This window comes from Burkholderia metallica (assembly GCF_902832845.1).
Taxonomy (GTDB): domain Bacteria; phylum Pseudomonadota; class Gammaproteobacteria; order Burkholderiales; family Burkholderiaceae; genus Burkholderia; species Burkholderia metallica.
The window spans coordinates 668141-684452 of the sequence record NZ_CADFDB010000001.1 but is presented as its reverse complement, the minus strand read 5'-3'; the positions used below and the strand labels follow the sequence as shown (position 1 = coordinate 684452).

The window sequence follows — 16312 nt, the reverse complement described above, 5'->3', positions numbered from 1 at the left end:
TCAGACTTCCTTCTTCAGCGTGTCCGACATCCGCAGCGCGAGCGCCGCGATCGTCAGCGTCACGTTCACCGTACCGACGGTCGGCATCGTCGAGCTGCTCGAAATGAACAGGTTCGGATGGTCGAACGTGCGGCAGTCCTTGTCGACGACCGAGTCGCGTGCATCCGCGCCCATGATCGTCGCGCCCGTGATGTGGTTGTTCGGCGCGAACTCGTCGTTGAACACGACCTCCGTGCCGCCCAGCACCTTCGCGGCCGTCGCGTAGACCTCGCGCGTGTGCACGGCGCCGCGCTTCACGTAATCGTCGATCGCATACGTGATCTCCGGGCGCGGGATGCCGATCGCGTCGGTGGCCGTCTTGCTCGGCACGATGCGGTTCTCGGGTTGCGGCAGGATCTCGTGGAAGCAGTCGAACTGCACGTAGCGCGCGGAACGGTCGCGGATCTGCGCGTCGAGCTCCGCGGGCTTCATCAGCTTGCCGCCCTTGAAGATCTTCTGCGTCTCCTGGTTGATGCGCGACATGTTCGACAGGTGGATCTTCTTCGCCGCTTCGGTCGCGCGGAACGGGCCGTCGCGGAAACCGATCAGCGACGTCATCTCCTGCGGGCCGCGGCCCGGCCACAGTTTTTCGTTCGCGTAGAACGACACGCCGGTGCCCGGATGATCCATCAGGTTGCGGCCGACCATGTCGGAGCTGTTCGCGACGCCGTTCGGGAAATCGCGGTTCGCGGACATCAGCAGGATCTTCGGCGTCTCGATGCCGTTCGCGGCGACCACGAAATACTTGCCCTCGACGCGATGGTCGGCGCCCGTCTTGTCCTTGTAGATCGCGGCGGTGATGCGCTTGTCCGGCCCGGTCTCGAGCTTGTAGACGACCGCGCTGTCGATCAGTTTCGCGCCGGCCTGCTCGGCCTTCTCGACGTGGACGATGCCGTTGTACATCGCGCCGATCGGGCAGATCGGCATGCAGTTGTTGTTCCCGCAACAGGTCGGCCGGCCGTCGTACGGGCGGCTGTTGCGTGCAACGGGCTCGGTCACCACGTGGAACTTCGGATCGTAGCCGTTGAGCGCGCTCTTGATCGTCTGCTCGTTGAACGACAACGGCAGCGGCGGCATCGGGTACGGCTCTTTGCGCGGCGAGTACAGGTCTTCCTCGGGGCCCGGGCCCCACACGCCGAGTTCCTCCTCGGCGCGCTGGTAGTAATGCTCGAGGTCGTCGTACTGGATCGGCCAGTCGCGGCCGACGCCGTACACCGTCTTCATCTTGAAGTCGTTCGGGATGAAGCGCCACGCCGACGCGGCCCAGTGCCACGTCGTGCCGCCCACCGCGCGGATGTACTGCGAGTTGAACTTGTGCTCGCCCTTCAGGATCAGGTAGTCGTTCGGCGGGCCGTATTCCGGATGCGGCGCCCACGCGCTCGACGGGTACGGCGCCATGAAATCGGTCTTGTCGGGCTGGTTGCGAAAGCGCTCGACGATTTCCCAGCGCGGCATGCGCGGGCCGGCTTCCAGCAGGATCACGGACTTGCCCGCCATCGCGAGCTGGTGCGCAACGATCGCGCCCGCGACACCCGACCCGACGACCACGACGTCGGCCTTTTGCGTATCGGTATCGGCCATCAGGCTTGCCTCTCGATCGGTTTTTCGGCCCAGAAGCCGGGTTTGTTGGGGCAATACGACGGGATCACGAGCGTATCGGATACGACGCTGAACATTAATGCTTCTTCGTAGGTAATGACGACGTTGTCGACGATGCCGAGATACCACGCTTCAAGAATCGCCAGTGCGAGCGTTTCCTGATCGGGATTCAGCGAACCGGACGCGAGTGCGCCGGCGAGTTGCGGCAGGCTGTCGGCCGTCTTGAACGAGCCCTTCTGCAGTGCCTGCAGGAAGCGCTGGCCGAGCACGCGGCTCAGCCCCTTCTTGCCCGTCAATGCTTCGGAGAGCGTCATGAACGTATCGAGCGGCGCGGTGCCGGGATCGTCGGCCAGGGCCCGCAACGCCAGCGAGCCCGTGAGGCCCGCCGCCGTCAGCGCCAGTGCGCCCTGCAGCCATTGACGCCGCGTGATGCCGGTTGCGGCTGCGTCGCTCGTGCGACGCGAGTGGGGAGTGTTGTCGTTGTGCATGTTTCCTTCTCTCGAACACCGGATTCGGGAAAACCACGCTTGATATTTCTCAAACATTGGCGCGGAACTGAAATGTACGCGCACAAACCGGATCGAACAATCTTTTTATAGTTCATTAAATGTTCCGCCATCCGTGACAATCGATTTTTCTCGTCATTTTTGTGTCGTCGACGCGACAAATCTGCGGCACGCAAGCCCGTGTCGCATCCCGACGACACACCGTGCACCGCGATGCGCACGCATGACGGTCGGTTAGAATCCGGTGCAATCAAACAGAAAGCTTCCCTCCGAGGGCACCGAGCGATGAAGCAGCACGACAAGCACAACAAACCGACACGGACCAACCACACCGCACGGGTTCTCTGGCGCATCGGCGCCATCGCCGCACTCGCCGGCGCCACGGCGCTGTCGCTGCATGCGGGCGCGGCGCGCACGGTGAGCGTGTCGCCGCAGGGCACCGTCACCGAAGTCCGGCAGAGCGTCGTCAAGTTCGACGAACCGATGGTCGCGTTCGGCTCGGCCTCCGCGCCGAATCCCGCGCGCGTCACCTGCAACGATGCCGCGGCCGCGCGCGGCCAGGGTCACTGGCTCGACGACAAGACCTGGGTCTACGACTTCGAAAACGACCTGCCGCCCGGCGTGCGCTGCTCGGTCGCGCTCAACGACACGTTGCGCTCGGTCGCCGGCAATGCGGTGAGCGGCCCGCGCCGCTTCACGTTCCAGACGGGCGGCCCGTTCCCGGTGACCGTCCGCCCCGGCTCGCGCGAGATCGAGGAACGGCAGATGTTCGTGCTGAAGCTGAACGGCCCGGCCGAGCCGCGCTCAGCGCTCGCGAACATCTGGTGCGAAGCGGCCGGCATCGGCAACCGCATTCCCGTCACGGCCGCCGACGACGATGCGCGCAACGCGCTGCTCGATCATTTCGGGCTGAAGAAGGATGCCGCGCGCGTGCTGACGCTGTCGTGCGCGCAGGCGCTGCCGGCGAGCGCCAAGATGCAGCTCGTGTACGGCAAGGGTGTCACGAGCCCGAGCGGCATCCCGAACGAAACGGAGCGGCGCTTCGATTTCACCGTACGCGCACCGTTCGCCGCGAGCTTCTCGTGCGAACGCGAAAACGCGAAGGCGCCCTGCACGCCGCTGCGCCCGCTCACGCTGTCGTTCAATGCGCCGATCTCGCGCAAAAACGCGGAGGCGATCAAGCTGCGCGGCCCCGACGGGTCGCTGTCGCCGACCTTCGCGGCCGACGACAAGAGCGAGGAAGTCACGACCGTCACGTTCAACCCGCCGCTGCCCGAGCAGGCCGGCCTCACGATCGAATTGCCGTCCGGCCTGCGCGACGTGACCGACCGCGCGCTGTCCAATGCCGACCTGTTCCCGCTCGCGACGCGTACCGCGCCGATGCCGCCGCTCGCGAAGTTTTCGTCGGGCACCTTCGGGATCGTCGAGCGCTTCGCCGAACCCGACACGCCCGCGCTCGTGCCCGTCACGCTGCGCAACGTCGAGGCCGACCTGCATATCGACGGCCTCAACACCCAGGGCGCGCAGTTCTCGAACCTGAAGGTCGACGACGACACCGCGATTCGCCAGTGGATGCGCACGGTCGACCGCTTCGACAACTGGTCGATGACGGCCGGTTCGATCGACAGCCAGATTCCCGGCCTGCTCGAACGCAGGGGCCAGCACCCCGTCTACGTACCGCGCGAAGCCGGCGAAAAAGCGCCCGCGCCGAAGGATCGCCGCATCGACGTGCGCTCGCTGACGCTGCTCAAGGGCCAGCCTGGCGTGCAGGCGCTGACGCTGCCGAAGGCGGACCCGAAGGCACTGCGCCCGTTCGAAGTCGTCGGCGTGCCGATCGACAAGCCCGGCTTCTACGTGCTCGAACTCGCGTCGCCCGCGCTCGGCCGCTCGCTGCTCGCGAAACCGTCGAGCATGTACGTGCGCACCACGGTGCTCGTCACCAACCTCGGCGTGCATCTGAAACAGGGCCGCGAGAACAATCTCGTGTGGGTCACGACGCTCGACAAGGGCAAGCCCGTGCCGAACGCGCAGATCCGCGTGTCGGACTGCAACGGCGACGAAATCGCGTCCGGCAAGACCGACGCGCAGGGCCTGCTGAAGATCGACGGCGCGTTCGAATCGAAGCGCGCATGCAACTCGTCCGATTCGGAACCACGCTTCGACGACTACTTCGTGTCGGCCCGCGTGAACGATCCGAAGACGGGCCCGGACATGGCGTTCGTCAGCTCGGGCTGGAACCGCGGGATCGAATCGTGGCGCTTCAACGTGCCGACCGACACCGACCGCGCGCAGACCGTGCGCGCGCATACGGTCTTCGACCGCACGCTGCTGCGCGCCGGCGAAACCGTGTCGATGAAGCATTTCATCCGGGCCGAGACGCTGCAGAGCCTCGCGTTCCCGTCGCAATACCCGACGCGCGTGACGATCCGCCATCTCGGCACGGGCCAGACCTACAAGCTGCCGCTCACGTGGGCGGCCGACCACAGCGCGGACACGCAGTTCGCGCTGCCGGCCGCCGCGAAGCTCGGCGAATACAGCGTCGAGCTCGAAGGCGGCCCGGAGGACGCGCCGACCGCGTCCTACTACAGCGGCAGCTTCCGCGTCGAGGCGTTCCGCCTGCCGGTGCTGAAGGGGTCGATCGGCGCGCGCGACGCGCAGAAGAGCCCGCTCGTCGCCGTGAAGGAAGCGCCGCTCGCGGTGCAGATCGACTACGTGTCGGGCGGCGGCGCATCGAACCTGCCCGTGCAGGTGTCGGCGCTGATGAAGTGGGCGTCGCCGCCGTTCGCGGACCGCTTCGAGGACTTCAGCTTCACGCCGTATCGCCCCGATACGGGCGACGGCAATGCCGACGACGATTCGCAGGACGGCGACAACGCCGCGTCGTCGAACAACGATCCCGACGCGACGAAGCTGATCGCCGACAAGCTGCCGCTGACGCTCGACCGCAACGGCGCGGGCGCGGTCACGCTGAAGGGCCTGCCGGACGTCGACGCACCGAAGCGCCTCGCGCTCGAAGCGACGTTCGCCGACCCGAACGGCGAAGTGCAGACGATCCGCGGCGACACGATCCTGTGGCCGGCCGCGGTGGTGGCCGGCATCAAGGCCGGCCGCTGGGTCTCGGTCGGCCAGCGCGTGCCCGTGCAGGCACTGGCGGTCGATCTCCAAGGCAAGCCGCGTGCGTCCGTGCCGATCGAGATCAAGGGCGTCGCGCGCATCACGACGTCGTCGCGCAAGCGGATGGTCGGCGGCTTCTATGCGTACGACAACAAGAGCGACACGCGCGACCTCGGCGTGCTGTGCTCGGGCAAGACCGACGACAAGGGCCGCATGGCCTGCGACGCGACGCTCGAACAGGCCGGCAACGTGCAGCTGATCGCGGTCGCCAAGGACGGCGACGGCCGCACGTCGAATGCATCGACGTCGGTGTGGGTCACGCGCGACGACCCGCTCTGGTTCGGCGGCGACAACACCGACCGGATCGACGTGATTCCGGAGAAGACGTCGTACGAACCGGGCGAAACGGCCCGCTTCCAGGTGCGCATGCCGTTCCGCTACGCGACCGCGCTGGTGGCGGTCGAACGCGGCGGCGTGATGGAAACGCACATCGTCGAGCTGAACGGCGCGAACCCGACCGTCGACCTGAAGGTCGGCGAATCGTGGGGGCCGAACGTCTACGTGTCGGTGCTCGCGCTGCGCGGCCGGATTCGCGAAGTGCCGTGGTACTCGTTCTTCACGTGGGGCTGGAAGGCGCCGGTGGAATGGGCGCGCGCGTTCTGGCGCGAAGGCCGTCACTATGAAGCGCCGACCGCGTTCGTCGACCTGTCGAAGCCCGCGTTCCGCTACGGCCTCGGCGAAATCAAGGTCGGCACGGGCGTGCACCGCCTCGGCGTGACCGTGACGACCGACGCGACGCGCTACACGGTGCGCAGCAAGGCGCAGGCGCATGTGAAGGTCACGCTGCCGAACGGCCAGCCCGCGCCGGCCGGCACGCAGATCGCGGTCGCGGCCGTCGACGAGGCGCTGCTCGAACTGATGCCGAACAACAGCTGGGACCTGCTCGACGCGATGCTGCGCCGCCGCGCGTACGGCGTCGAGACGGCCACCGCGCAGATGGAAATCGTCGGCCGCCGCCACTTCGGCCGCAAGGCCGTGCCGGCCGGCGGCGGCGGCGGCAGTGCGCCGACGCGCGAGCTGTTCGACACGCTGCTGCTGTGGAATCCGCGCGTGACGCTGGATGCGAACGGCAGCGCGACCGTCGACGTGCCGCTGAACGACGCGCTCACGCGCTTCCGGATCGTCGCGATCGCGGCCGTCGGCCCCGACCGCTTCGGCACCGGCAGCACGTCGATCCGCAGCACGCAGGATCTGCAACTGATCTCCGGCCTGCCGCCGCTCGTGCGCGAAGGCGATGCGTTCCGCGCGCAGGTCACGCTGCGCAACACGACCGACCGTGCGATGCAGGTCGTCGTGACGCCGCGCGTGACGGGCGTCGACGTCGCACCGCAGACCGTGTCGCTCGCGGCCAATACGGCGACCGAAGTCGCGTGGACGATCACCGTGCCCGAGCAGGCGCTCGACGCGGCCGGTGCGCTGAACTGGCGCATCGAAGCGGCCGAGCAAGGCGGCAAGCGCGCGTCCGACGCGCTGGCGGTCGCGCAGAAGGTCGTGCCGGCCCTGCCGGTCACGGTCCAGCAGGCGACCCTCGCGCAAGTCGACGGCACGCTGACGGTGCCGGTGGCCTCCCCGGCCGGCGCCGCGAACAACGCGCACGGCGCGCCGCGCGGCGGCATCGCCGTGTCGCTGCAGTCGAAGCTCGCCGACGGCCTGCCCGGCGTGAAACGCTGGTTCGAGCGCTATCCGTATCGCTGCCTCGAACAGCAGACGTCGCGCGCGATCGGCCTGCGCGACCCCGCGCAATGGCAGGCGCTGATCGCCCGGATGCCGGTCTACCTCGACAGCGACGGGCTCGCGAGCTACTTCCCGCCGTCGACCGACGATTCGCACGCCGGCAGCGCGACGCTGTCGTCGTACCTGCTCGTGGTGTCCGACGAGGCGAGCCGTCTCGACCCGCGCTTCGCGCTGCCGGAAGACCTGCGTACGCAGCTCGAAGCCGGGCTCGCGCGCTTCGTCGACGGCCGCCTCGAGCGCAACACGTGGGCGCCGCGCCAGGATCGCGACCTGCGCAAGCTCGCCGCGATCGAGGCGCTGTCGCGCTACGGCGCCGCGCAGGGCCGCATGCTCGGTTCGATCGAGATCGCGCCGAACCAGTGGCCGACGTCGGCGGTGATCGACTATCACGCGATCCTGACGCGCGTGAAGGACATCCCGCAGCGCGACGAGAAACGCGCGCAGGTCGAACAGATCCTGCGGGCGCGCTTGACGTACCAGGGCACGCAACTCGTGTTCTCGACCGCGCGCGACGACGACCTGTGGTGGCTGATGACCAGCAACGAGACCAATGCGGCACGCCTCGCGCTGGAATTCGCGGGCGACCCGGCGTGGAAGGACGAGATGCCGCGCGTGACGGCCGGCCTGCTCGCGCTGCAACGCCAGGGCGCATGGCAGACCACGACGTCGAACGCACTCGGCCTGCTCGCGGTCGAGCGCTTCTCGCGCACTTACGAGAGCACGCCGGTGGCCGGCGCGACGAAGGTCGCGCTCGGCGGCGACGAGCGCACGATCTCGTGGTCGCAGGCGGCGGCGCCGGCACCCGCATCCGTCGACACGCCGGCGTCGGCCACCCCGGCCACCCGCGCCGCCGCGGCCCGCAGCGTGATGCTGCCGTGGCCGCGCGCGTCGCAGGCGCCCGCCACGTTGTCGGTCACGCAGGACGGCACGGGCCGCCCGTGGGCGACGATCGAAAGCCTCGCGGCCGTGCCGCTGCGTGCGCCGTTCGCGGCCGGCTACCGGATCACGAAGACCGTCACGCCGGTGTCGCCCGCCGTCCAGGGCGTGCTGACGCGCGGCGACGTCGTGCGCGTGCATCTCGACATCGATGCGCAGAGCGACATGACGTGGGTCGTCGTCAACGATCCGGTTCCGGCCGGCTCGACGATCCTCGGCTCGGGCCTCGGCCGCGACTCCGAAGCCGCGACGCAGGGCGAGAAAACGCCGGACGGCGCATGGCCGGCGTTCATCGAGCGCGACTTCGACGGCTACCGCGCGTACTACGACTATCTGCCGAAGGGCAAATTCTCGGTCGAATACACGGTGCGGCTGAACAACGTCGGCACGTTCGGGCTGCCGCCGACGCGCGTCGAGGCGCTGTATGCGCCGTCGGTGTACGGCCTGTGGCCGAACCCGCCGATGACCGTGAAACCGGCCGACGCGAGCAAGTGACGGGGACGCGATGAGCGATCAGGGTTTGCCTCGGCCGGTGCGTTTCGCCGGCCGCGTATGCGTCGCAATCGTGCTGGCCGCGCCGCTCGTTGCGCACGCGCTGCCGGGCTACGACGAAGTGCGCCGCAACTGGCGCAGCTCCGACTGGGTGCTGCTCGCGCGCGATGGCACGCCGCTGCAGCGCACGCGCGTCGACCTCACCGAGCGGCGCGGCGACTGGGTGTCGCTCGCGGATGTCTCGCCCGCGTTTCGCGAGGCGATCGTCGTGTCCGAAGACAAGCGTTTCTACGAACACAGCGGCGTCGACTGGCGCGGCATCGCCGGCGCCGCATGGGGCAACCTGTGGAACGAACGCACGCGCGGCGCGTCGACCGTCACGATGCAGCTCGCCGGGCTGCTCAGCGATTCGCCGCGCCGCTCGGGCCAGCGCTCGCTGCCGCAGAAGGCGTCGCAGGCGGTCAATGCGCTGCTGCTCGAACGCGGCTGGCGCAAGGACCAGGTGCTCGAGGCGTACCTGAACCTCGTGCCGTTCCGCGGCGAGACGATCGGCCTCGCCGCGCTGTCGCAGGTGCTGTTCGGCAAGGCGCCGTCGGGCCTCGACGCGCGCGAAGCCGCGATCGCGGCCGCGCTCGTGCGCGCGCCCAACGCCGCGCCCGCGAAAGTCGCCGAACGCGCGTGCCGGATCCTGCGCGACATGCATGCCGGGCAGGCCTGCGCGTCGCTCGACGGCTACGTGCAACTGGTCATCGCGCGTCCGGCCAATGCGGTGCGTGACGACGGCGCCGCGCTCGCCCCGCACTTCGCGCGGCGCATTGCCGCCGAGATCAGGCCGGCGGCCGGCGCGCAGGTGCGCACGACGCTCGACGCGCCGCTGCAGCGCTTCGCACGCGACACGCTGGTGCGCGCGCTGACCGAACTCAACGCGCCCGCGCACCGGCGCAACGTGCAGGACGGCGCGGTCGTCGTGCTCGACAACGCGACCGGCGAGATCCGTGCGTGGGTCGGATCGTCCGGCGCGCTGTCGAGCGCGCGCGACGTCGATGCCGTGCTGGCGCCGCGCCAGGCCGGCTCGACGCTCAAGCCGTTCCTGTATGCGCAGGCGATCGACGAGAAACGGCTGACGGCCGCGTCGCTGCTCGACGATGCGCCGATCAGCCTCGCCGCCGGCGGCGGCCTGTACATTCCGCAGAACTACGACAAGGATTTCAAGGGCTGGGTGAGCGTGCGCAGCGCGCTCGGCGGCTCGCTGAACGTGCCGGCCGTGCGCACGCTCGTGCTCGTCACGCCGCACCGCTTCGCGCGCACGCTGACCGCGCTCGGCCTGCCGCTCGCGCAGGAAGGCGACTACTACGGCTTCAGCCTCGCGCTCGGCAGCGCGGACGTCACGCTGCTGTCGCTGACCAACGCGTACCGCGCGCTCGCGAACGGCGGCGTCGCCCGCCAGGTCGTCGACCGGCCCGCGCCGGCGTCCGGCGCGTCGACACCGTCGCCCGCCCGCGACGAAACCGGCACGCGCGTGTTCAGCCAGGCGGCCAGCTTCGTCGTCACCGACATCCTCTCCGACAACAACGCGCGCGTGCGCACGTTCGGCTTCGACAATCCGCTCGCGACGCGCTTCTTCTCGGCGGTCAAGACCGGCACGAGCAAGGACATGCGCGACAACTGGACCGTCGGCTTCACGTCTCGCTATACGGTCGGCGTATGGGTCGGCAATGCGGACGGCTCGCCGATGTGGGACGTGTCGGGCGTCACGGGAGCGTCGCCGGTGTGGTCGGCCGTCGTCGGCTACCTGCACCGCGACCAGCCGAGCCGCGCGCCGCGCGCGCCGGCCGGCGTCGAGACGCGCCGCATCGCGTTCGAACGCGATATCGAGCCGTCCCGCAACGAGTGGTTCGTCGCGGGAACGGCGGTCGACACGATCCGGCTCGCCGCCTCCGTCACGCCCGACAGGAACGGCGCGCGCGCGCCGCTGACGATCGGCGCGCCGACCGACGGCACGATCTTCGCGATCGATCCGGACATTCCGCCGAAGAACCAGCGGATCTGGTTCGAACGGTCGGCCGGGCGCGCCGCGAAGTTCGCGTGGCGGCTCGACGACAAGGTGATCGGGCATGCCGATCGCGTCGCGTGGATGCCGTGGCCGGGCCGGCACCGGCTCGAACTCGTCGACGCGCGCGGCAACGTGGCCGATGCGATCGGCTTCGAGGTGCGCGGCGCGTTCGCGAAGGCGGCCGCGCGCAAGCCCTGAGCATTCGGCCCCGGACGACAACCCAACGCAGGCCGATTCCGGAGTCGACAAGCATGACAACCGAAACCGAGGGGAAGCTGCTCCGGTACGGCGTACAGATCGTCCCGCTCTTCCTGGGGCTGTATTCAGGCGATGCGCTGTGGGATGCCTATCGGCATGGCGGCATTCTCGAGTGTCACCAGGCCCGGATGCATCCCATGACGTGCCGGTGGATCACGCCGGATATGGGCGAGCACTATCAGCAGTTGCTTACCGGCCATTGGCACGCACTCGCGCTCAGCATCGTGCTGAGCCTGTTGCTCGCCTACGTGATGGCGCCGGCTCGCCCGCCGCGCAACTGACGCGCGTCACCGCCCAAGCAGGACTGCGCACGACACGCTCGACGGCAGGTCGCTCCCGGCCGCAGCGGGCCTGACGAGCCAGACAGGCAAGCAGCGCCCCGATCCGGGACCTAGAATATGAACGGCGCCGGACCATCGGCGCCGACCGGTTGCCCACTCTCCTCAAGGCCAGCGACCATGAACGTTCACACCAGGCGTTTCATCCGCCCCGCGCTGCGCACGCTTTGCATCGCCGCCCTCGCGACGCTTCAGGCGTGCAACGGCGATGCCTGCTTCGGCGTGGATGTCTGCTTCAACGACAACACGCAGACCGTCGCACTGTCGGGCACGGCCGCCACGGGCAACGCGCTCGCGAGCGCGCAGGTGACGGTCAGTTGCGCGACGGGCTCGGCAACCACGCTGACGGACGGCGGCGGCAACTACCGCGTGACGGTCAATGCGGTGCTGCCGTGCGTGATCACCGTCGCGACGGGCGGCACGAGCCTGCATTCGCTCGCGTACGCGGGCGGCACCTTCAATACGACGCCCGAGACCGAGCTGATGCTGACCTACCTCGCCGCGCAGCTCGGTACGAACACGGCCACCCTGATCGGCAATTTCCAGGGCAATTCGCGCTATCAGCAGGCGCTGAACAGCCCGAACACCGTGCAGGCCGCGCAATCGGCGGTGGTGACGAACCTGCAGCAGCGCTATTCGGTCGCGCTCGCGGCGCCGGCCTTCCTGACCACGTCGTTCACGGTCGGGCAACCGGGCGTCGACAGCGATCTCGTCGCGCTCGCGCAAGCCGGTGCGATCGATTCGAACGGGATGCCGGACCCGGCGGCCGTTTCGCTGCTGACGCAGGCGGGCGCCGCGCATCCGCTGTAAGCGGCCGGCGGCGGGAAGACGATCGCCCGGTAGCGGGTGTCAGGGACGCGTGTCGGGCTCGCCGTCGGCCAGCAGCGCCCACCGTTCGTGGTCGCGCCACTCGCCGCCGATGCGCAGATAGCGCGGCGAAAAACCCTCTTTCGTGAAGCCGAGCCGCCGAACCAGCGCGATCGACGCGTGGTTGCCGGGCTGGATGTTCGCCTCGACCCGATGCAGCCCGAGTTCGTCGAACGCCACGCCGATCGCCGCGCGCATCGCGTCGGTCATCAGCCCGGAACGGCGGAACAGGCGGGCACTTACGCCGCCTCCCCGCTCCCGCACGCGACGGGCGCAGCCGGGGCCTGCTGCTGCGACAGGTAGCGCAGCAGCTTGGTGACCATCCACACGACGATGCACGACAGCGCGACGAAAAACACCGCGAGCGGCGTCAGCACATGGATCGACACGAACCCGGCCAGCCCCATCATCGCGGACGACACGAGCAGCAGCGCGCAACCGAGGATCGCGCTCGTCAGGCCGGCGATATGCGGGAACAGCGAATTACCCTTGGCCATCAGCGTCGGGTACATCGCGCCCGCGCAGAAACCCATCACGAGCACCGGCGTCGCGAGCGTCCACACACGCAGCCCGACGGTCAGCGCGAGCACCAGCATCGCGACCGACGCCCCCGCCATCACGCGTGCGCCGATGCGCAGCCGTTGCTCGGCGCTCGGCAGCCCGGGCCCGTGAATCCGGTTCGACAGGCCGCCGAGGAAATACATCAGCCCGATGCCGAGCGCGAGATAGCCGAAGAAGGTCGGCGGCTTGTGCAGCGTGGTCTGCACCATGAACGGCCCGACGATGTTGAACACGAGCAGGATGCTGTAGCACAGCCCCTGGGCGAGGAAGCAGCTCTGGAACACCGGACTCGCCAGCACCTTGCCCGCATTCGCCATCAGCGTGCGCGGCTCGAGATGCACCGGTTTCGGCAGCGTTTCGCGGTAGTGCCACAGCAGCGCCCACATCACGAGCGAGTACACCAGCAGGAACACGAGGCACGCGCGCCAGCCGAACCATTCCTGCAGGTGCGCGCCGATCACCGGCGCGACGATCGGGGCGAGCCCCCACGCGATCGACATGTACGTGAACGCATGCATCAGCGCCTGGCCGGAGAACGAATCGGTGATGATCGCCTTCGCCAGCAGGTTGGTGGTCGCGATCCCGAAGCCCTGCAGGCAGCGCGCCAGCACGAACGTCTCCAGGTTCTGCGCACCGAGCGACAGCAGGCAGCCGATCGTGTAGATCACGAGCCCGAACGCGAGCACGCGCTTGCGGCCGTACGCGTCGGCGACGGGCCCGAAGATGAGCTGGCCGAGCGCATAGGCCGCCATGTAGCCCGACACGCTCGACTGGATCGCCTGCGGCGTGGTCGCGAACGAATGCGCCATATCGGGCAGCGCGGGCACGTAGATGTCGATCGCGAGCTGGCCGGCGGACGCGAACAGGCAGATCAGGAAAAGCAGGAAACGCGGCGAATTCGATTCGCGCGCGGCAGTGGGCGTGGCATTCATGAAGACTGGGAAGGATCTCGGACAGCAGCGGCGCGGTCGCACGGTGTTCGAAAGGCGAACACGGGTGCGCCGTGGCGAATCCCGTATTGTGCCTGTTGTCGCATCGCGCGGCCGGATTCCCCTGGCAGGGACGAGGTTGAATGCCGATTGCGGGATGGCCGGCAATCCACTGTCGGCACGACAACGGCGGCCTCGCGCCGCTTTAATTCTGGTTTAAGCCGGCCCCCGCATAGTCGCCGATGGCTCTCTCCGCGAGCCGCACGATTCGTTCATTATTGCTTCGATCAGTCTTGTTTGATGGAGATATGAAGATGCGATTCCGTTCGTTCATGGCGGCGGGCACACTGGCACTCGCGCCCGTGTTCGCGCTGGCCGGGCAGACCGGCGCCGCCGTCGCCCAGCCGATATTCGTCAACGTCGACGGGCAGGCCGTGCCCGTGAAAGCCGAAACACGCGTGGTCCAGACGGCCGTCGGCCCGATGAAGGTCAGCACGTGGCGCTGGCAGAGCCCGCAAGGCGGCGCGCGCTTCGAGATGCAGACGTCGTCGTCGGGCGGCATGCCGCCGGCCGCCGCGCTGCGGCAGATACAGGCCGCGCAGTATCAGATGCAGGCGGCCCAGGCGCAGATGGTCGCCATGCAGCAGCAGATGATGGCGCTCCAGCACGTCGCGCTCGCCAACGCACTGGCGATGCCGATGCCGCAACCGGTCGGGTTCGCGATGGCGCCGTGGGCAATGCCCGAGCCGGTGCTCGTCATCGTGCCGGCGCAGCCGTCCGCGCGGTCGGTGGCGCCTGCGCCCGCACCGGAGGCGCCGGCCCGGCCGGCCGCGCGCGGACCTGAAATCAAGACCTGACACAACGCTGCGTCGCGCGCGAACGAGCGAGCGACTGGATCCGATACCGAAACCGCCGGCACATGCCGGCGGTTTTTTATTGCCGGTCGCGCGCGGCTCGAGCGTTTCCCGTCCCGGCGAACGAGCGCGCGCGGCCCGCCCCAACGCGGATCGAAACGCCGGCGCCTCCGTACTTTCCACCCATTGACACACCTCCCCGCCTTCCCTCTATACTCCCCGAAGCGTCGATAAATTGTTGAACAATCATGCATCGGAATTGACGCCTGACCGGCCAACACAAAGGATTTCAGCCGGATCGTCGCACCTGCCCACTTCCCCGAGAGTACCGCGTCATGTCGAACTATCCCGCTGCCTACCAGGTCACCAAGGGCTCCGTCCTGAACGTCGACACTGCCTTCTATTCCGCGATCGCCCAACGCCAGGACGCGCGCGAACGCATCGAGTCGCATATCGTGCCGATCCGCAGCGGCTTCGCATGGACGGTCCCGGCCGGCCACGTGTTCCGCATCGTCACGCTGGAGGGGCCGCAGGTGGCCGACTTCAACATGTGGAACCTGCACAATCCGCGCGAACGCATGTGGGCGTCGCGCACCCGGCAATTGCAGGCCGCGCACGTGAGCACGTTCGACCGGCTCTGGTCGACACTGCCGTATCTGCGCCCGATGGCGACGATCACCGACGACACGCTTGCCGGCTATGGCGTCGACGGCGACGGCGGCCGCGTCCACGACCTGCTCGGCACACGCTGCGACCCGTACGTGAACAAGCTGCTGACCGGCGAGGATTTTCATTTCCACTGCCACTCGAACCTCGTGCGCGCCGTCGCGCCGTACGGGCTGACCGAATTCGACGTGCACGACGTGCTCAACGTGTTCCAGTGCACGGGCCTGAACAGCGACGACAAATACTTCATGAAGGCGTGCCCCGCGAAGCCGGGCGACTACCTCGAATTCTTCGCGGAAATCGACCTGCTGTGCGCGATGTCCACCTGCCCCGGCGGCGACCTGTCGGTGCCGATGTGGGGCCCCGACGCGCGCGACCCGATCGACGTGTGCCGGCCGCTCGGCGTCGAGGTCTACCGGCTCGCCCCGAGCCTGCTCGAAGGCTGGTCGCAGCCGTCGGTCGCGCCGTATCGCGGCCAGCACGGGATGCAGCCGCCGCAGGCCGACTGGCAGCGCGACAAGACGGCGTAACGCGCGCCGCAGCCCGTAGAATGGCGAAACACCGCCGGCCGCCACGCCGGCGGCGCACGATCAGGAGAGGAGCGAACGAACGGCATGGCAAGCGAAAAAGCGAGAGGACAGTCGGTCGCTGACCGAATCAGCCATCAACTGCGCGAGCACATCATCAGCGGCAAGTTGCCGCCCGGCACCGCGCTGATCGAAATGGACCTTGCCGCCGAATACGACACGTCGCGCAATTCGCTGCGCGAAGTGCTGCACCAGCTCGGCCGCGAAGGGCTCGTCACGTTCGTGCGGCACAAGGGCGTCGTCGTCCGCACGCTCAACCGCCAGGACGTGCGCGATCTCTACGTCGCGCGCCGCACGCTCGAACTGCATGCGCTGAACACCGCCGAACTCGCGCAGCCGGCGCTGCTCGAGAAAATGCAGGTCGCCATCCGGGCGGCCGAGCGCGAACTCGACAAGCAGAACTGGCAGGCCGTGGGCACGCACAGCCTGCGGTTTCATCAGCATATCGTCGCGCTGCAGAAATCGGCGCTGCTCGACGAGTTCTTCCGCACCATCTCGGCGCAGCTGCGCCTCGTCTTTGCTGCCGACCCCGACGAGCGGCGCGTACAGACACCCGACTGGATCCAGCGCGAATACCAGATCTACGACCTGCTCACGCAGAACCGTCGCAGCGAGGCCGTCACGACGCTGGCCCGCTATCTCGACGATTCTGAGCGGATGCTCGTCGAAGCGATCAAGCGCAGCCAGCGCGAGGCCGCGTGAGCATCGCGCGGCCGGTG

Annotated in this window: 10 protein-coding genes and 1 pseudogene; 7 read left to right on the top strand and 4 right to left on the bottom strand. The window is 68.5% G+C overall.

The window, feature by feature from the left end; translation table 11 throughout:
• Both HWX08_RS02970 and HWX08_RS02965 read right to left on the bottom strand, forming a co-directional pair.
• Positions 1–1620, bottom strand: coding sequence for a GMC family oxidoreductase (locus HWX08_RS02970; protein ID WP_069260163.1), 1620 nt, complete (start codon positions 1618–1620; stop codon positions 1–3).
• The gene (locus HWX08_RS02965) at positions 1620–2126 is read right to left on the bottom strand and encodes a sugar dehydrogenase complex small subunit (protein ID WP_069260164.1); all 507 of its coding nucleotides are present in this window, start codon (positions 2124–2126) and stop codon (positions 1620–1622) included. The genes HWX08_RS02970 and HWX08_RS02965 overlap by 1 nt, the downstream gene beginning before the upstream one ends.
• A gap of 303 nt (positions 2127–2429) precedes the next feature.
• Between HWX08_RS02965 and HWX08_RS02960 the strand changes: the two genes are divergently transcribed.
• From HWX08_RS02960 to HWX08_RS02945, 4 genes are all read left to right on the top strand, one after another.
• Positions 2430–8483, top strand: a complete 6054-nt coding sequence (locus tag HWX08_RS02960) for an alpha-2-macroglobulin family protein (protein WP_174921779.1) — start codon at positions 2430–2432, stop codon at positions 8481–8483.
• 10 nt (positions 8484–8493) lie between these two features.
• Positions 8494–10731 carry a penicillin-binding protein 1C gene (gene pbpC / locus HWX08_RS02955; protein WP_174921778.1) on the top strand — a complete coding sequence of 746 codons (2238 nt, stop codon included), beginning with the start codon at positions 8494–8496 and terminating at the stop codon, positions 10729–10731.
• A gap of 53 nt (positions 10732–10784) precedes the next feature.
• The gene (locus HWX08_RS02950; RefSeq protein ID WP_174921777.1) at positions 10785–11072 is read left to right on the top strand and encodes a hypothetical protein; all 288 of its coding nucleotides are present in this window, start codon (positions 10785–10787) and stop codon (positions 11070–11072) included.
• A gap of 177 nt (positions 11073–11249) precedes the next feature.
• Positions 11250–11939, top strand: coding sequence for a hypothetical protein (locus tag HWX08_RS02945; protein ID WP_174921776.1), 690 nt, complete (start codon positions 11250–11252; stop codon positions 11937–11939).
• A 39-nt stretch (positions 11940–11978) separates the two neighbouring features.
• Here HWX08_RS02945 and HWX08_RS02940 read toward each other — a convergent pair.
• Both HWX08_RS02940 and HWX08_RS02935 read right to left on the bottom strand, forming a co-directional pair.
• Positions 11979–12224: pseudogene (locus tag HWX08_RS02940) on the bottom strand (GNAT family N-acetyltransferase); the annotation flags it as partial.
• An 11-nt stretch (positions 12225–12235) separates the two neighbouring features.
• Positions 12236–13489 carry a multidrug effflux MFS transporter gene (locus HWX08_RS02935; protein WP_107313731.1) on the bottom strand — a complete coding sequence of 418 codons (1254 nt, stop codon included), beginning with the start codon at positions 13487–13489 and terminating at the stop codon, positions 12236–12238.
• Positions 13490–13800: 311 nt separating this feature from the next.
• Between HWX08_RS02935 and HWX08_RS02930 the strand changes: the two genes are divergently transcribed.
• From HWX08_RS02930 to HWX08_RS02920, 3 genes are all read left to right on the top strand, one after another.
• On the top strand, positions 13801–14343 hold the full coding sequence (locus HWX08_RS02930; RefSeq protein ID WP_174921775.1) for a hypothetical protein: 543 nt from the start codon (positions 13801–13803) through the stop codon (positions 14341–14343).
• Between the two features lie 332 nt (positions 14344–14675).
• Positions 14676–15536, top strand: coding sequence for an urea carboxylase-associated family protein (locus HWX08_RS02925; RefSeq protein ID WP_069260170.1), 861 nt, complete (start codon positions 14676–14678; stop codon positions 15534–15536).
• An 84-nt stretch (positions 15537–15620) separates the two neighbouring features.
• Positions 15621–16295, top strand: coding sequence for a GntR family transcriptional regulator (locus HWX08_RS02920; RefSeq protein WP_174921774.1), 675 nt, complete (start codon positions 15621–15623; stop codon positions 16293–16295).
• Positions 16296–16312: the final 17 nt, after the last annotated feature.